Here is a 22,739-nt window from a genome sequence, read left to right on the forward strand (position 1 = left end):
TATAATAAAAAAAGCGAAAAAGCATTAAAATATAAGGAACTAAGAAAAAGAAAGTATTCGTGAGTTTTTGTCCAATATTAAGGGGTCAATCCGGTATTTATCATAATCCAATATAGATTTTCACCCATTTCTCTTGTAATATATCCGTCTGTATTGGAAGCCTTCATAATATTTAATCTTTTTTCATTTCTTGAAAAAACAATTTCTGTTTCAGATATGTTTTTTAGGATTATACTATAAAAATATCTTGTCTCGTTTTTTTGCTCTTTATCTCTCGTCTGAATGGTAGGGCATTTAAGGATTGAAGCTAATATATCCTTAGATTTCTTTAAAATATCGCCGTGATTCTCTTTTAGATAATAATTTTTACTATATATTGATTCAGCACTGCTTATAGTTATAGTCCCATCTCCATAGGGCATAGATATAGAATATAGAGGTTTTCCATCTTTCCATTTTTCACTTTCACTCTCATTATGGCTTACACAGATTATATCTGTCGTTTCAAATCCAGTGCCTATTACATGATATAGTTTTATGCCCTTATTATATATTAAGTGGATATTCTTATTCATATTACTTAACAAGGAGTTTAAAGCATCCATATTCTTAATATTAACGGGCTTTTTGAACCCACTATTATCGTCAACAAATAAATAATCTCCATATTCAAAGCTCGGAAGGAGCTCTTGTACTACCGGAAATATGTTTCTTAGAATATTCAAATCACTGATTTGCCCATGTAAAAATCTGTATATCCAAAAAAAACCTATCTTAATTAGCTGATAAAGAAGGTTTTTTTCTAGCTTGTCATAAGGAACCTGTCCTCCGCTCCAGAAATAATATGCATTTACTGCTCCAGCATTAGGTGTTCCCATCATTATTAAATTTCTAACATCATCTTTATATAGTGAGCCTTGGATATAATCCCTAGCCACTATCCCACCTAAACTATGTCCTATAATATCTACCATACTGGAATTAGTAATGCTTTTAGCTTCTTCTATTTTAGGTATTAAGTACTTTTCAGTATTATATTCACAGCCTTTTCTCCAATCATAAAAAGCAATGAACAAGTTTTCTCCCTCTTTGTAGCCAAGCTCCTCTAAGTTATTAATAAGTGGTCTGTATAAGGGTTCTGCCATTCCAAAATTTAAATCCCCTGTTCCTAAAATAATATCATCACCTAAGGAACCAAAAAGTCCAGGTATAAGAACTATGGGTAGTTTATTTTCTCTATTTTTAATATAAAAATACATCTGTATCCCACCTTATAAATATTTTATAATATAATATGTGGGATATTATCTTATGTATACTAACAAAGTTAATGTATACTATATTTTAGACAACAAAATATAATTTCCTTCCATTACTATCCCTTTCAGAAATATTTAGTCCTTCAAGCTTTAACAGCTTTATCTTAGTTTCTATTCCACCGCCATAGCCCACTAGCTCACCATTAGCTCCAATGACCCTATGACATGGTACTACTATGGCTACAGGATTTCTATTGTTAGCCATTCCTACTGCCCTAAAGCCCTTATTACTTCCAATTGCAAGAGCAATATCCTTATAGGATTTTACCTCTCCATAAGGTATCTTTAACAGCTCCTGCCATACTTTTCTTTGAAATTCAGTACCCTTTAGGTCTAAAGGAAAGTCAAAGCTCTTTATTTGTTTTTCTAAATACATTTTTATTCCATCCACATAATCACTATTCTTTCCAGTATATTCTTTTATCTGCCTATAATTTTTTGTAAGCTCTTTTTCGAATTGTTCCTTGTTTATAGAAAAATCTAATCTAGCTAATCCTTTGCTTGTGAATCCTATCCATATGTCTCCTAGGTATGTATTAAAGCTCTGGTAGTAAATCCTTCCTTCATTCTCCATTTTCATTCTCCTTTGCTAAAAGCCATTGTTCCCTTGTCATTTTTTCTATTCTTGGATTAGTCTTAATGAGTGGGTTTGATACTGTTTTTCCAAACCATAAAACTGCTTCTTTCTTGTTTCCTAATCTTCTATATAGCTCTCCTATCAAATAACCTATATTTATTTCGTCCATAGATGTGTCTGAAAGATTTTCCGTGTAAAAAGCCTGTTCAAATAGCTCTAGTGCATTTTGAATAAATCTTCTTTCTTCTTCTTCATTTTTTCCTCTATATAACCAAGCAATTTTAAGCGCTATATTTCCTAAATCAAGCTTTTTTAAATTTAATAGCTGTCCACAATAGAATGCTAGCATATAGCATTGTATTGCTTCTTCATCTGTTCTTACTCCAGAATACTCTCTCTCTCTCCACTTTGAAGAAACATTTTCTTTGATTATTTCCTTTTCAAAAGGCCTTATATTATTAAAATTGCTTTCCATGGCAGCATATCCACATTTAGGGCAAACAAAAACGTGATATTTTGTAGGATTCTCACTTTTATAATAGTTCATAAAATCCCCATCTACTCTATCTATTCTGATTCTAGATGTTCTCATTTTTTTCGTAATGAATTCCTTACTGCATATGGGACACTTCACCTTTTTATCATATAGTGCATCGACTTCCATAAAATATCTCCTTTCTTACTTTTAATCATAGGTGGAAATACAACAATTCTATTTCTTCCAATATACTTCTATTTTATCTCCATCCTTCAATTCCTGTGTAAACTCAGCCTTTATTCCATTTACATTTAGAATCAATTCTCCCTGGGGCTTAGTTAGGTTTATTTCTATATAATCAAAAATATCCACAAAGATAAAACTTGTCCTATCATGGAGTATTTCTGTTTCCTCTCCATTTATTGTTAATCTTATGCTTTTTTGATGAGATTCTTCTTCCTTTGTTTCTCCATTTCTTGAAGCCTTTACTACCAATATATCGTCTTCTTTTAGTGCATAATCATTGTTTATGATTTTCCCATCTTTATATACTATATGTTCATCCTTATTAATATCCATGTAGCTTAAAAGCTGACTTAGATGCCTTATTTCTTTTGTTTCTATTATATCTCCGTTATTTATCAGAATATTATCAGAAATCAGCTCTTTATTTATCCTTACTTCTAGTACTAACTTAATATATTTATTATTAACGATTACTCTTTTACTCATATTTATACAATCTAATACATTTATCTGTGCTTCTCTGCCTTTGCTGGCTTCAATAACTCTAACACTGTCTCCGTTTTTAAGGCCCGTCTCAAGATTAGCTAGTTTTTCATTTACATAGATCTTCGCTGGCTCTCCTACTTCTCCAAACACTTTTTTCTGTTCTCCATTTAAATAATAAATTATACCTTCTCCCCTTTTGGGTATAAGCTTTCTTGGATTAAAGCCTGCAAATGCAAGAGCATCTGAAACTTTTAAGTTCTTTGTATTAAACAATTTTATTTTCTGACCATTTACATTTACTTCCGTAAAATCTTTGTACATATTGTTAATTGCAAAATATCCTATTCCTATAGGTGTAATTGCATCAGGACCATGTAGCTCCTCAGGAATATCTAATACATTTTCAATAATGCTTGCATCTCTAACTACTACCCTTTCTTTTTGTAACCCTAAAACTTCTCCAATATATTCATTAAGCCTAGGTATTTGACTGCCACCACCAACTAAGAACACTGCACTTGGTGCCTTCTCATTAAACTCTAAAATTTTATTCCCTATCTCTCTTGCAATTGTTTTTATTGAAGGGTTTATTGCATCTAATATAGTCTCTGTTTTAATCTGGTGCTCTACACCTACAATATCTATAAATTTATGGACATCCTTAGAGTTTAAGCCGATTTTCAATTTTTCAGCTGCATCAAAGTCTAACAAATAGGTTCTGGCTATCTCTTCTGTTATTTCATCTCCAGCTACAGAGGCCATAGCATAAGCCACAATAGTGCCATCCTTAGATATGGCAATATCAGAAGTCCCAGCTCCTATATCAACTAATGCTATGTTTAGTAGTCTTAGGCTCTTCTTTACTGCTATATTCATTGCAGCAATAGGCTCAAGAGTTAAATTTACCACCTCTAGACCTACTCTGTTCATAACCGTGTACAAGCTGTCTACTACTGTATATGGTAGAAAGGTTGCCAGTACATCTACTCCTATTCTATTTCCTTTATGCCCTTCTAGCTTCTCCATAAAATTACCATCTAGGTAATAATTTATAACAGTATAGCCTACACAATAATATTTTTGTTCTTCCTTTAAAGTGCTTTTGTCTAATGAGCTTTGTGCTATTTGTATAGCTTCCATTTCTAGACTTTCAACTAATCTTTCATCTATTTCTATGCTAAAGTCTATTTCTCTTTCCAAACTAGACCTGTGAGTCTTCAATGCCCTTCCAGCAGCAGCAATAGCAACTTTGTCTAGCTTAGTATTAAGCTTTTGCTCTAGTAGCTCCTTAGTTTTTGTTACTATTTTAACTACACTGTCTATATCATGGATTTGCCCATCATACATATTTCTCTTTTCATGTTCTATTTTTTCGCTTGCTAAAATTTTAAAGCTATTATCCTGTAATTCTCCTACTACACCAATGATTGTTCTTGTACCAATGTCTAAAGAAAATATTTTTCCGTTTTTACTCATTATATCCATAGGTTATGACTCCACCTTTTATATAATATATTTGCAATAAATATGCTATTCTCCATAATATATGATTTTCCCTTTTTATTTTCCAAAATTCTGCTTATAATATAAGCAGAATTCTACTAAAGGACATTCACCGCACATAGGCTTTCGTGCCTTACATACACGTCTACCATGAAATATTAAAAGATGATGTGCCTTAGTCCAGAACTCCTCATTTATATTGTTCATTAAATCCTCTTCAGTGCCATTGACATCCTGGCTATCTGCTAATCCGATTCTATTTGCAACTCTAAATACATGAGTGTCTACAGCTATGGCATTTTGTCCAAAGGCATTGCTAATGACAACATTAGCAGTTTTCCTGCCTACCCCTGGCAGCTTAACTAGCTCCTCTCTACTAGAAGGAACCTTAGAATTGTATTCCTCCACAAGAATTTTACAGGTTTTTAGGATATTTTTGCTCTTAGCCCTATAAAAGCCAATAGTCCTTATCTTCTCTGCTAGTTCATCCTCCGTAAGCCTTAAAAAGTCTCCTGGAGTATTAAACTCTTGAAACAGGTGGTTTGTGACTATGTTTACTCTTTTATCTGTAGATTGTGCTGAAAGTATGGTTGCTATTAGTAGTTCAAAAGGGCTAGAATGAACTAGCTCGCAAGCAGCATCAGGATAAGTATCTTCTAGGATTTTAAGCACTTCTTTAATATGGTTATTATTTAGAATATTTTTCAATGTATTTTACTCCCTTCTAAAGTATCTCTATTTGTTGGTTTACTATCTCTACCCTTCCATCTCCCTCAATAAATTTTAATACATTTAATATTATCTGATTTGCGTGTATTGAGTCATTTGTAACACAGGCAAATCCAATTTGTGCATTTCTCCACTTCTGGTTTAAATCTACTTCTGCAATAGAAACATTAAATCTAGACTGTATCCTTCCAATTATACTCTTTATTACATGTCTTTTATCTTTTAATGAATTTGATTCATATATCATAAGTTCTACAGAGCATACACCAACTATCATTATCTCACCTCATTATGCTAATAGTGTCTATAGTATATTATAATATATTCTATCACTTATATTTTTAAAAAAGCCCTATAACTTTTGTATTAAGTTATAGGGATGATTTTTTTTATATTATTTAGATTTTAAAATATGCTACAGCCTTGAATTCTTTAGGTATGTTATATTTAGCTGGATCTATATCGCCCAACACCCATTTGCCTCCTATCCCTTCTTCATGAGCTGCCTTTTCAAAATATAGCATTGCTATACCTGTATCTAGTTGTTTTGATATACTTTTATCTTCGACGGTTAATATTACCCTATCTTCATCTAGTATAAATCTCCAAGGCTGTTTGTTCCCCCAAGAAGGTGCAAATCTAGCATAGTAAAAAATATTTAATAAACCTCTTTCTTCTAGAACATCTCCCGTTAAAGCTTTTCCCCATTGGTTTTGGAATATTAACTCTTCTACTCCAAGTCTAGTGCTTTTAGGAGAAGTATCCTCTTTAAATATTCCTTTATATTGGTAGCCTATAGCTAATAATCCTATCGCTGTGAATTCTTGGTCTATTCCTAAGCTTTCTCTAAGCTCCTGTTCATTTTCAATGCTTAACCAACAAGTTCCAAGTCCAGCATTCCAAGCTTTTAAGCGTAGGTTCTCCATAATGTATGAGCTATTTTCTATATATCCTTCAAATACTTTTGATGACAGAAGGATATAATGTGGAGCTTCTATAAGTTTACCAAAATAACCTACTTTGCCTGCAAAGTCTTTATAAAACTTTTTCCCATTATTTATGAATGTAATAACTATATCGTTTATGCTTCCTGTTAATATATTTTCTTTTGAACTAGAAATTAATTCATGGATTAATCCTTGTGGAACATCTTCTTTTTTAAAATCCCTAATAGTTCTAATAGACTCTATTGTTTTTATGTAATTCATTATATAATCCCCCTAAAAAATAATTTATTTTTATATGTATATACAATGAGTTCTGATATTTTTACTGTACATTAATTTTAGTTTATAGATATCCATTTATCAATAGCTTAAATCAAAATACTATTATAAAGATGCAGGCTTCCCTGCATCTTTTATTATTTAAGTATATTCATTTCCTTGCCAACCTTTTCAAATACTGCAACAGCTCTATCTAATTGTTCTTCTGTGTGACCTGCTGTAACCATACATCTTAATCTTCCTGTTCCCTTAGGTACAGTTGGGAAAACAATACCTGAAACAAATACTCCATTATCAAATAACCTTCTACTGAACTCCATAGTTTTTGCTTCATCCCCAATTATTACTGGAGTTATTGGTGTTTCACTATGTCCCGTATTAAATCCTAAGGCTCCAAGCTTTTGTTTAAAATGCTTTGCGTTTTTCCAAAGCCTATCAGTGTATTCGGTTGTTTCCATTAACATTCTAATAGCTTCAATAATAGCTCCTACAGATGCTGGTGGTAAAGCCGTGCTAAATAATATTGGTCTTCCTCTATGATTTAACCACTCCTGCATAGTTTTACTACCTGCAACATAGCCTCCTACTACGCCTATGGCTTTTGAAAGAGTTCCAATTGTAAAGTCTATTCGACCATGAAGTCCAAAGTGGTCAACTGTTCCTCTACCACTTTCACCTAAAACACCTGAACCATGTGCATCGTCAACATAAGTCATAGCCTCATATTTTTCAGCTAACTCAACAATTTCTGGAAGCTTTGCTATATCTCCATCCATGCTGAATACACCATCAGTTATTATCAGTATGTTTCTGTATTTGTCTCTGCTTTCTTTAAGAACTTGCTCTAAGCTATCCATATCTGCATGCTTATAGACTGCCTTGTCTGCTCTACTTAATCTCGCACCATCTATAATGCTTGCATGATTTAATTCATCTGAAATAATGATATCTCCTTTTTCTGTAATAGCCTGTATTGCACCAGCATTACAATTGAAGCCTGATTGGAAGACCATTGCCGCCTCTTCTCTTTTGAATTTAGCCAGAAGCTCTTCTAGTTCTTCATGTATAGTCATATTGCCAATAATTGTTCTAACTGCTCCAGCCCCTGCTCCATATTTTTCTATAGCTTCTATTGAAGCCTTTTTAAGTCTAGGATGATTTGCAAAGCCGAGATAATTGTTTGATGAAAGATTAATAACTTGCTTTCCATTTAAAATTACTTCTGCATCATTTGCTCCTTCTAGTACAGGAAGCTTTCTGTAAACTCCTTGGTCCTTTAATTCTTGAATCTTCTCTTTCAAAAATACTAAATCATGGATATTACTCATTTCTTACATTCCTCCTAGTTTTTTGACTTTAAAATTATCATTAAAATTCATACCTACAATTTCAAAATAGTACTTTCCTATTCGTTATAAAAAATACTACATAAATATTAAATATCCTCTATTTAAGTCTTTTTTTTAACAAGTATTTTTTATCAATCATGTCCAAATAGATGGATTAATCTTCTCATCTCTTCAAAGGCTTCAATATCATTTTCCTTAAAGAGTCGTTCTCTTATTAATTTAACTCCCTCTTCCTTGTCAATCCTGATTAACGACCATGCTGCATATTCTCTTATCATAGGGCTTTCATCATGTAATGCTGTTTTTAATAATTTTATAGAGCTTTTATCTCTAATATTACCTAGTGCAATTATTGCATTTCTCTTTAAAATGTTTTTACCTCTCCAGGCTCCTGACATACTTCCATATTTCTCTTTAAAATCCTTGTTTGAAATAGTGATTATTTCTTCAACTGGAATAATGCCCTTAGTTAATTGGGGTACAAATTCCTTAGAGCTTCCCTTAATCACTTTATCATTTTTAGGGCAAACAAGCTGACAGGTATCACAACCATATATCTTCATACCTATTTTTTCTCTTAAGTCATAAGGAATTTTCTTCTTAGTCTGTGTCATATATGAAATACATCTTTTAGCATTTATAATATATCCTTCTTCTATTGCCTGTGTAGGACAAGCATCTATGCATAGCCTGCAATTGCCACATTTTTCTTCTATCCTTTCGTTCTCTTCTAAGTCTAGGTCTGTCAATATATATCCTAAAAAAATAAATGAGCCATAATCATCATTGATTATAGAGCAGTTTTTGCCATACCAGCCTATTCCTGCACTTTTACTAATCTCCCTATCTATTAATGAAGAAGTATCTACACAAATAATATATTTAAAATCTATTTCCTTCTTAATTTCCTTTACTAGGTCTTCCATTTTATTTTTTAATACTTTATGATAATCCTCACCCCAAGAAGATTTAGACAATAAACCTGTCCCTTTTCCACTCTCATGAGGCACACTTTTATATTCTATATTGTAGGAGACTCCTATGGCTATGATTGTCCTACTTTCTGGCATTAAAGCTAAAGGGTTGGTCCTAGATAAAATATTGCTTTCTTCAAACTCTGTGTTATATTCTTTTTCTTTCCTCTTTTCTAAGAAGCCTATCAAATTGTCCATCTTTTTTGGTTTTGTAAAGCCTATAATATCTATTCCTACAATCTTTGATTTATGAGCTATATACTCCTTTAAATCCATTTGCTTTTTTCCCCTCGCTAATTAAAATTATCATCTAAATGTACAGCTAGGCTTTTAATGCCTCCTAAAGGCCATATTTTTGTCAATGCCTTGCCTTTAATGTTTTTAATAGGTACTAGACCAAAAACTCTACTGTCATTACTATTGTCTCTGTTATCCCCTAGTACATATACATATCCTTTAGGTACTTCTCCCTCTAGCAATTTGTACTCTTTCCTATATGAGTTGTTACTATTTATATAATTTTCGCTGATTAGTGTACCATTTAAATATAGATTATTATTTATAATCTGAAAATAATCTCCAGGGACTGCAATAATTCTTTTTATAAAAAGCTCTCTTTCTCTTCCCGCAATAGGAGGATTAAATATTACTACATCTCCCCTTGTAGGCTTTTCAAATAAATATGAAATCTTATCTACCAATATTCTATCATTATTCTTTATAGTATTCATCATAGATTCTCCATTTACTACAGTAAGACCTAATATGTAGCTTTCTATGAGCAAGGATAAGGAAAGTACTATAATAAATAGTTTGCATATTTTTATTATACTATAAATAAAGCCTCTACTCATTCTTAACACTCCTTATCTAAGAAAAATAATATTAAAAACACTATATAGATAGTATTATTGCTATTTTTATTGTTTTTATAGCTTTTATAATATCTATACTCGAATCTTTTTAAATATTATTCGTAGACAAGGAAAAAAATGATCAAAAAAACGGCATACTAGCCGTTTTAAACCATGCTTCTAATAATTTCTATTTCTTTTTTATGTCCTTCAGGCTCATATGGAGTTTCCAGGAAAAATGGTATGTCTTTTAACTGAGGGTGTCTTATTATATTTATAAGAGCTTCAAGCCCAATTGAGCCTTCTCCTATTCCTGCATGTCTGTCTTTTTTGCTATTATACTCATTCATATTATCATTCAAATGTATTGCCTTTAATCTATCTATTCCTACTATTTTATCAAATTCTTCTAGAACACCGTCTAGATTGTTGACTATATCATAACCAGCAGAGTGTAAATGACATGTGTCAAGGCAAATTCCCATTAGCTCTGAATGCTTTACCTTCTGGATAATATCCCTTAATTCTTCAAAGGTGCTTCCTATTTCAGTTCCTTTTCCCGACATGCCTTCTAGCAATATTGTTGTGCTTTCTTTTCCAGTGATTATTTCATTTAGTACACCTGCTATTCTATCTATTCCATACTCTACACCTTTACCCGTATGGCTTCCTGGGTGGAAATTATATAATGAGCATGGAATAATTTCAAGTCTTTTCAAATCGTCTTGAAAAGCCATTTTAGCAAAATTCCAAGTATCTTCTTTATGTGATGCCATATTCAACGTATATGGCGCGTGAGCTAAAAGTGGCCCAAATTTATTTTCTTCTAATATTCTTTTTAGACCATCAATATCGTCAATGTCAAGTTCTTTCGCATTTCCTCCCCTTGGGTTTCTGGTGAAAAATTGAAATGTATTAGCACTTATACTTAAGGCTATTTCTCCTGCCTTTGTAAATCCCTGTGCTATAGATATATGACTTCCTAGATACACATTATCACTCCTAAATATTATGTTTTTAAACTAGTGTTAAACATCATTATACCCTTATTGCATGTTTAATAACAAAGGACTTGTTTATTGTGTCATTTGTTTAGTTCTTAACATATTTTGATACTGTAGACTTTATTTTATGTTAGGAGGACATGTATGATATTTAAAAATAAGCTTTCTATAGATAATATAAGAAAATATATTGTAGGTATTGATAAGAAAGCTGTCCTTAGAAATGGTCAAAAATCAAGATATATTTTTTTTGATAATGCTGCAAGTACTCCTGTTTTACTGCCTGTTTTAGAGAAAGTAAATGAGTTCCTTGGATGGTATTCAAGTATACATAGAGGAACAGGCTATAAGTCAATAATATCAACAGCTGCATATGAAGATTCTAGAAAAATAATAGGAGATTTTTTAAATCTAGATATGGAGAAAAACACAGTAATTTATGTTAAAAATACTACAGAGGCAGTAAATAAGCTTTCTTATAGACTTGGATTAAATAAGGAGGATATAGCAATTGTCTCATTAATGGAGCACCATTCAAATGACCTGCCTTGGAGAAGCAAGTGTAAAACTGTCCACATAAATCTACTTAAGGATGGCAGTCTAGATATAAAGGATCTGGAGAATAAACTCCAAAGCTATAATAACAAAGTAAAGCTTGTGGCTATAACAGGCTGCTCTAACGTAACTGGTTATATTAATGATATTCATAGCATTGCTGCTTTAAGCCATAGATATGGTGCCAGAATATTTGTAGATGCTGCACAGCTTGCACCTCATAGAAATATAAACATGAAGGGATATAACGGAGATGATTATATAGACTTTTTGGCTATTTCTGCACATAAAATTTATGCTCCTTTTGGTACTGGAGTCCTTGTAGGACCTAAGGCAGTATTCCAAAATGGAGAACCTGAATATACGGGTGGTGGAACTGTTATAAGCGTTTCAGAGCATAATGTATTCTACACAGCTCCTCCTGAAAAAGAAGAGTCGGGAACACCTAATGTGGTTGGAGCTATTGCATTAGCAACAGCTATAAATGTTATAAAAGAAATAGGAATGGATAAAATCATAGAGCATGAGATTAAGCTAACTGAATATTTTCTAGATAAGCTATCACTTATCCCACAGATTGAAATATATTCAAACACAAATAAAGCCTTAATACCTCATATGGCAGGAGTAATATCTTTTAATGTAAAGCATATCTCACATTCCTTTTTGGCCTCCCTTCTTGCTCATGAAGGTGGTATTGGAGTAAGAAATGGCTGCTTTTGTGCCCACCCCTATGTGCATAGGCTTTTAAATTTATCTCCTAGAGATATTTCACGTATTCAACAGGATTTAATATTTGGAAAATTAAAAGATATACCTGGTCTTGTAAGAGTTAGCTTCGGAATGTATAATACAATTGAAGAAATAAATATATTTATAGATGTACTAAAATACATTGTTGAAAATATAGATAGTTTATCTAAGGAATACAAATATCTAGAATCTAAAGGAGAGTATGTACCTAAAGCTTTCCCTAAAGATATATATACAGAGTTTACATTATGATTTAGATAATTAATATGCTATAATTTTATTAGTTTAGTTAGAGAGAGGGTTTAGAATGTCCAACAAACGAAAGGGACTTTGGAGAAGATTTGACTTCATTCTTTTATTCACAGTAATAATATTAGGCATTTTAGGATTGGTTGTGCTTTCTAGTGCCACGGCAAGTCAAGGAAATATGAGTTATTTAAAAACGCAGGGTGTAGCATTTGTGCTAGGATTAGTTTGTATTCTAATTATAATGCTGATAAATTATGAAACCTTTGGCAAACTATATATATTTATATATTTTGTTTCAAATGTATTGCTACTAGCTGTACTATTTTTAGGTACAAAAGACAAAGGGGCACAGAGCTGGATTAGATTAGGTTCTTTTGGATTTCAGCCATCTGAATTTGTGAAAATAGGTATAATCATTTCTGTAGCTAAGTTTATTGATAAAAACCATGAGACTATTAATAAGCCTTTTACATTAATTAAAATCTTATTTTTTGCTTTCGTTCCTGTTGGCTTAATTCTACTGCAGCCTGATTTTGGAACTGCAATGGTTTTCGTGTTCTTTATTGTGGTAATGCTTTTTGTAGCAGGTTTAGATTGGAAATATATATTATATTCCTCTATAGCTGGTTTAATAAGTCTTCCTATACTATGGTTCTCTTTACAGGGCTATCAGAAAGATAGGATATTTGACTTTTTAGATCCAACTCGTGATGCCATGGGGACTGGCTATCAGGTTATTCAGTCTAAAATAGCCATTGGCTCTGGACAAGTTTTTGGAATGGGCTTATATAATGGGAATCAAACTCAATTTGGCTTTTTACCAGAAAAACACACAGACTTTATATTTTCTGTTATCGGCGAAGAGCTTGGGTTAATTGGTGGACTAGCTTTGATTATCCTTTACCTTATAATGATGTATAGATTAATCAGAATCGCTAAAACTTCAAAGGATATATTTGGCTCCGTTATGGTTACAGGAATATCTGCAATGATGATATTCCACATATTTGAAAACATTGGTATGACTATGGGGCTAATGCCTGTTACAGGCATACCACTACCTTTCATAAGCAATGGTGGTACCTTCCTTTTATCGAATATGATTTGTATAGGCTTAGCTTTAAGTGCAGGTATGAAAAAAGAAGGCCTAAGTTTTTCAAGGGATGCTTAATTTGTCTCAGCATCCCTTGATTATTTTAATATTCAACTACTGGTATTCCTATATTGTCCCTAGTAAAAGGCTCATCAATTGAAATATGCCCCATCAACGTTTCTACCTTGTTTCCATCTACTAAAAACTGTACTTTCCCTATATTTTCTAATTCAGTAAGAGACATTACTATGCCAGCTATAATAAACTGCTCCTGTGATGAGCCTCCGTATAGATTTTCGCTTGATATATCTACACAAGCAGTGCCTTCTTCAGTTCTCACATTAATTATTGTAATATCCATGGGTATTACAGGGTAAATCCTTTCATCATCAGTTTCCTCTTTAAGCTTATCTATTATTGCTTCCTCAATAGTTTTATCTTGTATGTCAACCATCACGTCTTTCTTTACTAAATTCATTGCATCTGCATCTGAGTAGTATAATGTTAAGCTTTTTTCTGCTTTAATGTTATCTTGTGCTCCGTTTTCTCCATCATTAGGAACAATATCTGGGGTATCCTTACCCGGTAGCCTGCTACAGGCTGACATTGATATGATCAAAATAAGGCTAAGTAATATTATTGAGAATTTTCTTTTCATATGTGTCTCCTTTCAGTTTTATATATTATTATTTACTAAAAGAGTATGCCTATATTCAGAATTTATATAATTTAATACAACCTCATATATTTGGTTTGCTGCTGTATCATAGGGAAGTTCGTCAAACAATTTAACTAACTCAGCTTCACACCATTCAGGTCTAGTTTCAAATGTGCTAACATTCCCAATGTAAATTGATGTTTTATGTATAATATCTTCTTTACTTATTGTATAGTAACCTATTGGGAAAATATTATCCACGATAGCACCCGTTTTCTCAAAGGACTCTCTTATAGCACAATCTAGGATAGTTTCATTTTGTTTTTTAAATCCTGTTGGAAACTCCCATAGCTTTTTTTTAGAATTAAATACCATAACTATATTGCTGTTATAAAATATAAACACAACACATTCATGAGTATCTTTTATCTCTAAAGAAGGTCCATCTCCAAGCTTAATCTCAATGCTCTCATTAACACCATCAACGCTAATGCTTTCACTCATCTTATCACCTACTCAATACTGTTATATGATATATTATGAGTGATATATATTTAATGGTACATTTAGCTTAGAAAAAGCTTAAGTCTAACTCTCTAGATAAATCTTTTAGCACACCATAGCCTGCTAAAGAATTGCCTTTGTCATCTAATGCTGGACTAAAAACTCCTACCCCCATTCTAAGAGGTACTGCTGCCATAATACCCCCGCCAACACCACTTTTTGCAGGCACCCCTACATTGATTGCAAATTCTCCAGAAGCATTGTACATCCCACATGTAACCATAAAGGTTTTAATAGTCTTTGCTATCTTTTCTTCTACTACTCTCTCTCCCGTATCTAAAATAACTCCGTTGTTAGCTAGGAATAGTCCTATTCTTGCAATATCAATGCAGTCGACTTCGATTGAGCATTGCTTGAAATATATATCTAATATATCTTCTACATCTCCACTAATAATCCCAACATCTTTCATAAAGTATGCTAAGGCTCTGTTTCTATTTCCAGTTTGTTTTTCAGATAGATAAACTTCTTCATTTATGTTTAAATATTCATTAGAGCATATTTTTCTGAAAAGCTTTAGGAGTCTATTAAATTTTTCTTCTGAATTTTTTCCCTTTATCATTGAATCTACTGCAATTGCTCCAGCATTTATCATTGGATTTAAAGGCTTTGAAGGCGAAATAGTTTCAAGCCTAATAATTGAGTTAAAAGCATCACCTGTAGGCTCCATACCTACTTTGCTAAATACTTCCTCAGTACCATTGTCCATTATAGCCAGCATAAGAGAAACTGTTTTTGATATGCTTTGCAAAGTAAATTTTCGATTATAATCTCCTGCTGTATATAAATTCCCATTCATATCAGCTATACAGGCACCCAAATAATTTGGATTAACTCTTTCTAATGCTGGAATATAACTAGCTACTTTGCCTTTGTTGGTTAAACATTTGTTTTTCTCAATAATTCTATTCAACAAACTATCCAATGTTTTCACCCACCTTTTTTTAGAAACAGCTTCCCCCTATAAACTCCCTAATTATAGAAGTACAAGGGATTGATTCTTCATTATTAATATCTGTAAAATAGCTTAAAAAGCTTAATAGCCTTTTGCATTCTTTATAATGTACACTGCTTTTATCTATTTCCGCTAATAAAGGTACTGCATATTTTTTTAATACAGCTAAATCATATACTAAAGATGAATTAAACATAACATCTGCTTCCTCTTGAAACGGGAAAATGTTCCTTTCCTCTCCTCTTCTCACGGAATCCCATCTTTCCAGTGTGGTTTCCGCACTATTTCCACGATATTTATTGTCTCTAACCATTCTTCTTATTAGTCTTGTATCTGTAGTTTGGATTCGGTTATGGGCATCAAGATTTAGTTGAGTAAGTGCACTTATATAAATTTTGAATTTACTCCTTTGAGGTACTGATGCAGTAAGTTTTTTATTTAAACCATGTATTCCTTCGATTATAATTGGATGTTCATTATCTATTTTAATTTTCTTACCATTGTATTCCCTCTTGCCTAGTACAAAATTAAAGGTTGGAATTTCTACTTCTTCTCCAGACAATAGCTTTGCTAAATCACTGTTAAATAATTTTAAATCTACAGCTTCAATTGATTCAAAATCATATTCTCCGTTTTCATCTAACGGTGTATCTTCCCTATTAACAAAATAATCATCAGTAGAAATGGATATAGGTCGCTTACCATTTGCTTTAAGTTGAATAGATAGTCTTTCTGCAAAGGTTGTTTTCCCTGATGAGGAAGGACCAGCTATAAGTATAATTCTAATATCCTCATTTGCACATATGGTATCTGCTATATAGGCTATTTTTTTCTCATGTAGTGCTTCTGATATCCTTATTATTTCTTCTATAGAGCCATCTTTTATTTTATCATTTAAGGCACCTACATATCCTACATCTAAAATATCTCCCCATTTTTCAGATTCTCTGAATATTTTAAATAGCTTTTCGTGTTCAACAAATTCTGGTATTTTAAAGAAGCTTTCCTTTGTAGGGTATTGAATAACTACTCCTGGATGATAGTATGTTAATTCAAACGTTTTAATATATCCTGTAGACGGAGCTAAAAATCCATAATATGAATCGTAATAACCTTCTATGCTATAGATGTGGCTAGTATCCTTTGTCACATGATTGAAGAGTCTAACCTTATCTAGCATATTTTGATTCTTAAAAATTTCTTTTGCTTTTTCTGTTTCTATCTCTTCCCTTTTAATCTCAATATCTTCATCAATTATTTCCTGCATTCTTTTCTTTATCTTGATTATATCATCTGGAGTAAGTCCGCCAGCCTTATGTATCTCTGAATATATTCCTTTGCTTAAAGAATGCTCGATAGTCACATTACCATTGTTAAATACATCTTTACATGCTTTTATATAAATAAAACATAGGGTTCTTACATATATCCTATGCCCATCCTTATCCGTTATATCTAATAATCTAATATTACAATCTTTAGATATTGTATATTCTAAATGCTTAACTTCATTATTTATTTCTGCACCTAAATATTTTTGCCAATCGTCCTTGGCAACCATTTGTATTAAATCCTTTAGCATAATATCTTTATTTACAGTTAAAGCTCCATATCCCTGTATAGTTACATTAATCTTATCCATAATTACACAAGACCCCTTTCTTATTTGTTTTACCTTCTAATATATATTCTATATCAAATATATGCTTATCTTCAAGTAAAACATAGAATAAGTCCCTGCTTTCCAGGGACTTATTCTATGTTACATCATTGAGTTGTTTGATTCTGAAATACTGGATAATGCATCCCCAGCTTCATTTACATAAATATCTCTTACAGCTAAATCTCCAATGGAGACTATACCCACAATTTCATTGTTTTCTACAACTGGCAGTCTACGAATTTGATGTTTAGCCATAAGCCTTGCAGCCTCATGAACTCCTGTGTCAGGAGACACGAAAACAGGATTACTTGACATCACTTGCCTTACAGGAGTACTACTGTTAATTTCCGAGGTAAGACCTCTGATAACCATGTCTCTATCAGTAACTACACCTACAAGCTTATTGGAATTATTACAAACTGGAAGAGAGCCTACATCTAAGCTTTTCATATGCTCTGCTGCTTCTTTCATTGTGCAGCTCTCGCTTACTGTTTGTACTCTTGTAGTCATTATTTCTTTCACTTTCAAAGCCTTCTACCTCCTAAATATTATTCATATTTAGGATATGTAATTTTAAAGCTTATTAAACAAATTTTTTTCTATATTTATAAGTTCTTCATCCCCTTGTACAACAAATCCTTTTCCATTAAGATATTCTAAGGAATCCTTTAACCCTTTAAATTCTACTTTATATGCATAAAGAAATTGACTCCTTAAATTAAATTCCCTTTTAAATTTTTCATTTATTTGTTTGCTTCCATACTTTATATCACCAACTATTGGATGCCCTATGGATGATAAATGAGCTCTAATTTGATGAGTTCTTCCAGTTATTAGGTCTATCTCTATAAGGCTATATTGACCATTAGTAATTATAGGATTAACTATAGTATGTATTTCCTTAGAGCCTTCAACCATTCTCTGGGTTATTTGCACTTCGTTTTTTTCCTCATCCTTTGTTAAAAATCCTTTCAATTCTTTTCCCTTTTCTATATTTCCCTTTACTATGCATTTATAATATCTCTTTATTTGTCCATCTCGTATTGCTTCATTGATTAGTTGTAGTGCAGTAAAATTCTTTGCCCCAATTATAATTCCACTAGTATTTCTATCAAGTCTATTACATATTGATGGAGTAAAGGTCTTTTCTAGCCTTGGATTATATTCTTTTTTCTCATAAAGATAGCTAATTAAGCTATCGACAACATTATTTTCATAGTTCTTTCCTGTACCATGTGATAATATCCCTTTAGGTTTGTTTATTAGTACTATGTTATCATCCTCATAGATAATGTTAATATCTTTGGCCTTAATTATCTCTTTAGGCCTTGCCATAAATTTATTTATGGTTTCATCTGAAAGATATAGTTGTATTGTGTCATTTTCTTTGATAATATCTTCTGGCTTTGCTTTACTTCCATTTAACTTAATATTTTTTTTTCTTAACATTTTGTATATAAAGCTTAGGGAAGCATCAGGTAAATATTTTTTTAGAAACCTGTCTATTCTTTGATTATGCTCATTTCTATCTATTAAAATTTCCTTCACTACAAACACCTCTCTATTAATAAGTAATTCCATTATATCCAAGAATACTTAAGAATAAAACTGTTTGCTTAAAAATATGTACTAAGATTATCAAATATTGGCATTTAAGATTGTTGAAAACCATAGACAATGTATGTTATTATTGAATTAGTACTAAACTGTGGGGGTATACATAAATGACAAATTTTATGGAAAAAGTAAAAGACTTTTTATATGATGCTATAGATTATGTTTTAATACTAGTAATAATTGTAGGTGTTGCTGCTATCATTGGTTGGAGGCTTGATATATTATTTGCAAAGGATATGGACAAGGCCACTTTAGATAGTGAACCTACCAATGTAACTCCTATTGCTTCAGATAATAAGAATGGAGATAATGATAGCTTAGATTCTGAACAAGATCCTAGCCAGGCTGCAAATGAAGATAATAACAAAGACATTGAAGAGAATCATGAGTCCGAGCCTGATAGTACTGACAGAGAAGAGCCTTCAAATGAAGATAGTCCTACTGTTAGTGATGAAATAATAACAGTTAAAATACCTAGTGGCACACTACCACCTACTATTGCAAATATTTTACTTGAAAAAGGACTTATAGACAATAAAATGGATTTTCTAATAAAATCTCAAGAGCTTAAGCTAGATACAAGACTTAAGTCTGGGGAATTTCAAATTAAGAAAGGTATTGGTTTAGAAGAGCTAATAAAGCTTTTGGCAAGATAGATAAAAAGATAGGATTGATTCTTAATCAACCCTATCTTTTTTTAATACTTTTCATTAATATATTCATCTATTAAAGAAGTCTTCTTAACTTCTTTAAATATTCCCTCTTCCTTTAAAATTTTTAATAGCCATTTGCTTTTTGAATGAAATATTGCATATTCATAATCCTTAAGTACAATTTCATATAGCTTCCCATTTAAATATTCAGACTCAACTTTAATAAAATAGGCTTCTATATTTTCAAATTCTAAAAATCTTAATAGCTGTAAGGTAGCTTTATCCTTCTCATTATAATAATAGTTTGCCTTATATCTACAGGATTTGTATTGTCTTGCAAAATTAAAATCATCCTTTATATCTGCAGAAAGCATATTATAATATTTTGCTATTGCATTGTAATATTGATAGTTGTAAATTCCTTTTTCATAGCTATCTACCTTTGAAAAAGGCTTTAGCTTTATCCTTTGCACAAAATCAAAATTTGCTTCTAAAAATTCACGTTTTGATATATCTCCATTTTTATATTGGATTATCAAAGAGTCTCTGTGCTTGAAAAATCTGTCAAAAATACTCTCTTTTCTAAATTGTTTCAATAATAACACCCTATCTAATCTTGTATTCACTTATAATATTATATCACAATAAATAAAATCTGCTATAACAAAAGCTTCTATAGTTAAATTAAAATTAAGGAAACTTTTGTTGAGCTACTGCATAAGCGACTTGCACAAAATCGAATATTTTTAAAACTCATTGTAGGAAAGTTCTTTTTATGTATGTACATTAAGGTTTTTCAACAATCTGATTAAAGACCTTTTTTCTCTAAAAGTATTATTTCTTCTTGAGTTAGCTCTCTGTATTCACCAAGTTCCAAGCTTTCGTCTAGTTTCAAACCACCAATGGCTATTCTTTTTAAGTAAGCTACTCTTTTCCCTAAGGCCAAAAACATTCTTTTTATTTGATGGAACTTTCCTTCCTCTATAGTGACATAAACCTTTGAAATATGTCCTACAGTTAAAATATCTAGCTTAGAGGGTAATGTTTTATATCCATCATCTAATACTATACCTTCTTGGAATGAAAGCTTATCTTCTTCTGTTACGGTACCTTCTATCTCTGCATAATATAATTTTTCTATACGGTTTTTAGGTGTTAAGACACGATGGGATAATTGTCCATCATTAGAAAGTATCATAAGCCCTTCTGTATCCTTATCTAATCTTCCTACAGGAAAAGGATTAAATACCTTGTATTCGTCAGAAATTAAATCAATAACAGTTTTGTCTCTAAAATCATCAGTAGAAGATATATAACCTTTCGGCTTGTTCATCATTAAATATATGAATTCCCTATATTCCACAATTTCATCATCAATCTCTATTTTTGAAGTATAGGGATTTATTTTAATTGAGCTGTCTCTAATTGTTTCTCCATTCACTTTAACAATACCAGCTCTTGCTAAGCCCTTAATATCTTTTCTACTTCCATAGCCTAAATTTGCAAGGATCTTGTCTAGTCTTTCGCTTTTGCTCATATGACCACCTCTCTATCATTACTTGGGTCTACAACATTCTCCACTCACTTCTATAGTAGTTCTTCAAGCTGCCTTCAATCTGCTTGCCCCAACCTGCAGGGAATCCATCTATACATACTAACTTCCAGCCTTTTTCTTCATTTAGTAAAAGAGTCTCCCCCTTAAGATACTTTATAGCATCTATACTTTCGCTGGAAATATCTATATAGTTTACAACATCTTCTTTTTTAAGTGCCATTGCTAATGCTTGACTTGGCTCAAATCTATTTTTTAAAAGTTCTCCTAAATACAGACCTAAATTCACAACATTTATACCTGTTAAATCAGGCACATCATCTGGTATTGAATATAATCTATTGCCTATTCTGTGTAATCTATTTTTAAACTCTACTTTTAAGTTCTCATCAGCAAATTTATAAAAATCATCTAAGTCTTTATCATTAATTTTGAAGGGCTGAAGAGCAGTCTCTATAGGATGATTATTTTTCCTAAGCATTGCTACAAAATGGCCCTCTCCATTTATTTTGTGTGGCCAAGCTCTTCTAGCTTTTGAGATTTCAGAGCTAGCCCCTATCCATTCAGGTTTTCCTTCATCTAATCCTTCTAACTCTTTTATAGATTCCATTTGGAACTGGGGAAATTCTTTTAAAAACCAGTCTATAGTACCTTCGTTTTCTTCTGGGGAAAAAGTGCAGGTAGAATAGACTAAAGTTCCTCCTGGTTTTAACAATTGGGGAATCCACTGTAAAATATCTCTTTGCATATTACAGCATTGTTCAACTGAAAACTCACTCCAACTCTTAGTGGCCTTTGTGTCTCTTCTAAACATTCCTTCTCCCGAGCATGGTGCATCTACTAATATTTTATCAAAATATCCTTGGAATTTTGCTGCAAGCTTCATTGGCTGTTCATTAGTTACTATAGAATTTTTTATGCCAAATATTTCAATATTTTTTACTAATGCCTTTGTTCTTTTTGGACTTATATCATTTGCAACTAAAACTCCTTCACCCTTTAGCTTTGCCCCTATTTGGGTTGATTTGCCACCAGGAGCAGCGCTAATATCTAAAATCCTTTCGCCAGGCTGTATATCTAACGCTTGAACAGGTATCATGGCACTTGGTTCTTGTATATAATATAATCCACAATGATAGTGAGGATGTTTACCAGGTCTATCCTGCTCATCCTTATCTATATAATAGAATCCTTCCTTTATCCAGGGTATAGGCTTGAGTTCAAAGGGTGAGATGTTTAAATAATCCTGTACTAAAATCTTAAGTGTATTTATTCTAATGCCTTTAAGATGATTATCATCATATGTAGATATGAATTTATCATATTCTTCACCTAAAAGCTTTTCCATTTTTTCCTTGAATTCTTTAGGTAGTTCCACTTACCTTCACCTCTTTTTATGTATTAAGACAACAAAGGCACCCGCCATGGAGTGCCTGATGTGTTTTTAAAGCTTTAATTTTGGTGGGGAGTATAGGACTCGAACCTACGACTTCCACCATGTCAAGGTGATACTCTACCAGCTGAGTTAACTCCCCGTATAAACTATAATACAGGCTTTCTTATTATTTTTCAACTATTTTATCAAAAATGATCGTGTCAATAATTTGTAGGAAAATAATAATTATACTTTCCCCTTGTTTGATGTAGCCTGTAATTATCTCATTTCAAAGCTCTTAACTTTA

23 protein-coding genes and 1 tRNA gene are annotated in these 22,739 nt (G+C 32.0%); 3 read left to right on the forward strand and 21 right to left on the reverse strand.

The annotated features are described in order from the left end of the window. Positions 1-77: 77 nt before the first annotated feature. The 11 genes from BLV37_RS13495 to BLV37_RS13545 form a co-directional block, all read right to left on the reverse strand. Entirely contained in the window at positions 78-1,259 is a 1,182-nt protein-coding gene (locus BLV37_RS13495) for a lipase family alpha/beta hydrolase (RefSeq protein ID WP_091732610.1), read from the reverse strand. An 85-nt stretch (positions 1,260-1,344) separates the two neighbouring features. Then, positions 1,345-1,893, reverse strand: a complete 549-nt coding sequence (locus BLV37_RS13500; RefSeq protein WP_091732616.1) for a methylated-DNA--[protein]-cysteine S-methyltransferase — start codon at positions 1,891-1,893, stop codon at positions 1,345-1,347. Then, on the reverse strand, positions 1,883-2,560 hold the full coding sequence (locus BLV37_RS13505; protein ID WP_091732618.1) for a DUF2225 domain-containing protein: 678 nt from the start codon (positions 2,558-2,560) through the stop codon (positions 1,883-1,885). The genes BLV37_RS13500 and BLV37_RS13505 overlap by 11 nt, the downstream gene beginning before the upstream one ends. A gap of 48 nt (positions 2,561-2,608) precedes the next feature. Then, on the reverse strand, positions 2,609-4,591 hold the full coding sequence (locus BLV37_RS13510; RefSeq protein ID WP_091732621.1) for a cell division protein FtsA: 1,983 nt from the start codon (positions 4,589-4,591) through the stop codon (positions 2,609-2,611). A 75-nt stretch (positions 4,592-4,666) separates the two neighbouring features. Continuing rightward, positions 4,667-5,317: an endonuclease III gene (gene nth, locus BLV37_RS13515; protein WP_091732623.1), complete on the reverse strand. Its 651-nt coding sequence runs from the start codon at positions 5,315-5,317 to the stop codon at positions 4,667-4,669. Positions 5,318-5,333: 16 nt separating this feature from the next. Then, positions 5,334-5,615, reverse strand: coding sequence for a DUF503 domain-containing protein (locus tag BLV37_RS13520; RefSeq protein WP_091732626.1), 282 nt, complete (start codon positions 5,613-5,615; stop codon positions 5,334-5,336). Positions 5,616-5,736: 121 nt separating this feature from the next. Beyond that, on the reverse strand, positions 5,737-6,546 hold the full coding sequence (locus BLV37_RS13525; protein WP_091732629.1) for a nitroreductase family protein: 810 nt from the start codon (positions 6,544-6,546) through the stop codon (positions 5,737-5,739). A 155-nt stretch (positions 6,547-6,701) separates the two neighbouring features. Next, on the reverse strand, positions 6,702-7,892 hold the full coding sequence (locus BLV37_RS13530; RefSeq protein WP_091732631.1) for a glycine C-acetyltransferase: 1,191 nt from the start codon (positions 7,890-7,892) through the stop codon (positions 6,702-6,704). A 152-nt stretch (positions 7,893-8,044) separates the two neighbouring features. Further along, on the reverse strand, positions 8,045-9,163 hold the full coding sequence (gene queG, locus BLV37_RS13535) for a tRNA epoxyqueuosine(34) reductase QueG (protein ID WP_091732634.1): 1,119 nt from the start codon (positions 9,161-9,163) through the stop codon (positions 8,045-8,047). Between the two features lie 17 nt (positions 9,164-9,180). Then, the gene (gene lepB, locus BLV37_RS13540; RefSeq protein ID WP_091732637.1) at positions 9,181-9,741 is read right to left on the reverse strand and encodes a signal peptidase I; all 561 of its coding nucleotides are present in this window, start codon (positions 9,739-9,741) and stop codon (positions 9,181-9,183) included. 167 nt (positions 9,742-9,908) lie between these two features. Next, positions 9,909-10,733 (reverse strand): deoxyribonuclease IV, encoded by an 825-nt coding sequence (locus BLV37_RS13545; protein ID WP_091732640.1) that lies wholly within the window; start codon positions 10,731-10,733, stop codon positions 9,909-9,911. Positions 10,734-10,892: 159 nt separating this feature from the next. On the opposite strand from BLV37_RS13545, the gene BLV37_RS13550 reads away from it, so the two are divergent. Both BLV37_RS13550 and rodA read left to right on the forward strand, forming a co-directional pair. Continuing rightward, positions 10,893-12,305, forward strand: coding sequence for an aminotransferase class V-fold PLP-dependent enzyme (locus BLV37_RS13550; protein WP_425287127.1), 1,413 nt, complete (start codon positions 10,893-10,895; stop codon positions 12,303-12,305). Between the two features lie 55 nt (positions 12,306-12,360). Continuing rightward, positions 12,361-13,473, forward strand: a complete 1,113-nt coding sequence (rodA, locus tag BLV37_RS13555; protein ID WP_091732644.1) for a rod shape-determining protein RodA — start codon at positions 12,361-12,363, stop codon at positions 13,471-13,473. A gap of 25 nt (positions 13,474-13,498) precedes the next feature. Here the strand turns inward: rodA and BLV37_RS13560 are convergent, their stop codons facing one another. From BLV37_RS13560 to BLV37_RS13585, 6 genes are all read right to left on the reverse strand, one after another. After that, positions 13,499-14,053, reverse strand: a complete 555-nt coding sequence (locus tag BLV37_RS13560; RefSeq protein ID WP_091732646.1) for a GerMN domain-containing protein — start codon at positions 14,051-14,053, stop codon at positions 13,499-13,501. Between the two features lie 18 nt (positions 14,054-14,071). Continuing rightward, complete coding sequence (locus tag BLV37_RS13565) at positions 14,072-14,557, reverse strand: NUDIX domain-containing protein (protein WP_091732649.1); 486 nt, start codon at positions 14,555-14,557, stop codon at positions 14,072-14,074. Positions 14,558-14,624: 67 nt separating this feature from the next. Further along, entirely contained in the window at positions 14,625-15,542 is a 918-nt protein-coding gene (gene glsA, locus BLV37_RS13570; protein ID WP_091732652.1) for a glutaminase A, read from the reverse strand. Between the two features lie 19 nt (positions 15,543-15,561). After that, positions 15,562-17,214 (reverse strand): nucleoside kinase, encoded by a 1,653-nt coding sequence (locus BLV37_RS13575; RefSeq protein ID WP_244270550.1) that lies wholly within the window; start codon positions 17,212-17,214, stop codon positions 15,562-15,564. 120 nt (positions 17,215-17,334) lie between these two features. Further along, positions 17,335-17,757, reverse strand: coding sequence for a CBS domain-containing protein (locus BLV37_RS13580; protein ID WP_342026655.1), 423 nt, complete (start codon positions 17,755-17,757; stop codon positions 17,335-17,337). 51 nt (positions 17,758-17,808) lie between these two features. Further along, the gene (locus BLV37_RS13585; protein ID WP_091732655.1) at positions 17,809-18,783 is read right to left on the reverse strand and encodes an RluA family pseudouridine synthase; all 975 of its coding nucleotides are present in this window, start codon (positions 18,781-18,783) and stop codon (positions 17,809-17,811) included. Positions 18,784-18,959: 176 nt separating this feature from the next. Between BLV37_RS13585 and BLV37_RS13590 the strand changes: the two genes are divergently transcribed. Beyond that, on the forward strand, positions 18,960-19,508 hold the full coding sequence (locus BLV37_RS13590) for an MltG/YceG/YrrL family protein (protein ID WP_091732657.1): 549 nt from the start codon (positions 18,960-18,962) through the stop codon (positions 19,506-19,508). A gap of 41 nt (positions 19,509-19,549) precedes the next feature. Here BLV37_RS13590 and BLV37_RS13595 read toward each other — a convergent pair whose 3' ends face one another. The 4 genes from BLV37_RS13595 to BLV37_RS13610 form a co-directional block, all read right to left on the reverse strand. Further along, positions 19,550-20,101 carry a DUF6648 family protein gene (locus tag BLV37_RS13595; RefSeq protein ID WP_091732660.1) on the reverse strand — a complete coding sequence of 184 codons (552 nt, stop codon included), beginning with the start codon at positions 20,099-20,101 and terminating at the stop codon, positions 19,550-19,552. A gap of 212 nt (positions 20,102-20,313) precedes the next feature. Then, positions 20,314-21,042 (reverse strand): pseudouridine synthase, encoded by a 729-nt coding sequence (locus BLV37_RS13600; RefSeq protein ID WP_091732662.1) that lies wholly within the window; start codon positions 21,040-21,042, stop codon positions 20,314-20,316. Positions 21,043-21,070: 28 nt separating this feature from the next. Beyond that, on the reverse strand, positions 21,071-22,435 hold the full coding sequence (locus tag BLV37_RS13605; protein ID WP_091732665.1) for an RsmF rRNA methyltransferase first C-terminal domain-containing protein: 1,365 nt from the start codon (positions 22,433-22,435) through the stop codon (positions 21,071-21,073). A gap of 81 nt (positions 22,436-22,516) precedes the next feature. After that, a tRNA-Val gene (locus tag BLV37_RS13610) sits at positions 22,517-22,592 on the reverse strand. Between the last annotated feature and the right edge of the window lie 147 nt (positions 22,593-22,739).

Origin of the sequence: Proteiniborus ethanoligenes, assembly GCF_900107485.1 — a bacterium.
Classification (GTDB): Bacteria; Bacillota; Clostridia; order Tissierellales; family Proteiniboraceae; genus Proteiniborus; species Proteiniborus ethanoligenes.

Excerpts from the sequence above, each read along its gene's own strand:
- BLV37_RS13495 (WP_091732610.1), bottom strand. The coding sequence starts at position 1,259 with ATGTATTTTTATATTAAAAATAGAGAAAATAAACTACCCATAGTTCTT.
- BLV37_RS13500 (WP_091732616.1), bottom strand. The coding sequence starts at position 1,893 with ATGGAGAATGAAGGAAGGATTTACTACCAGAGCTTTAATACATACCTA.
- BLV37_RS13505 (WP_091732618.1), bottom strand. The coding sequence starts at position 2,560 with ATGGAAGTCGATGCACTATATGATAAAAAGGTGAAGTGTCCCATATGC.
- BLV37_RS13510 (WP_091732621.1), bottom strand. The coding sequence starts at position 4,591 with ATGGATATAATGAGTAAAAACGGAAAAATATTTTCTTTAGACATTGGT.
- BLV37_RS13520 (WP_091732626.1), bottom strand. The coding sequence starts at position 5,615 with ATGATAGTTGGTGTATGCTCTGTAGAACTTATGATATATGAATCAAAT.
- BLV37_RS13525 (WP_091732629.1), bottom strand. The coding sequence starts at position 6,546 with ATGAATTACATAAAAACAATAGAGTCTATTAGAACTATTAGGGATTTT.
- BLV37_RS13530 (WP_091732631.1), bottom strand. The coding sequence starts at position 7,892 with ATGAGTAATATCCATGATTTAGTATTTTTGAAAGAGAAGATTCAAGAA.
- queG (WP_091732634.1), bottom strand. The coding sequence starts at position 9,163 with ATGGATTTAAAGGAGTATATAGCTCATAAATCAAAGATTGTAGGAATA.
- lepB (WP_091732637.1), bottom strand. The coding sequence starts at position 9,741 with ATGAGTAGAGGCTTTATTTATAGTATAATAAAAATATGCAAACTATTT.
- rodA (WP_091732644.1), top strand. The coding sequence starts at position 12,361 with ATGTCCAACAAACGAAAGGGACTTTGGAGAAGATTTGACTTCATTCTT.
- BLV37_RS13560 (WP_091732646.1), bottom strand. The coding sequence starts at position 14,053 with ATGAAAAGAAAATTCTCAATAATATTACTTAGCCTTATTTTGATCATA.
- BLV37_RS13565 (WP_091732649.1), bottom strand. The coding sequence starts at position 14,557 with ATGAGTGAAAGCATTAGCGTTGATGGTGTTAATGAGAGCATTGAGATT.
- BLV37_RS13575 (WP_244270550.1), bottom strand. The coding sequence starts at position 17,214 with ATGGATAAGATTAATGTAACTATACAGGGATATGGAGCTTTAACTGTA.
- BLV37_RS13590 (WP_091732657.1), top strand. The coding sequence starts at position 18,960 with ATGACAAATTTTATGGAAAAAGTAAAAGACTTTTTATATGATGCTATA.
- BLV37_RS13600 (WP_091732662.1), bottom strand. The coding sequence starts at position 21,042 with ATGAGCAAAAGCGAAAGACTAGACAAGATCCTTGCAAATTTAGGCTAT.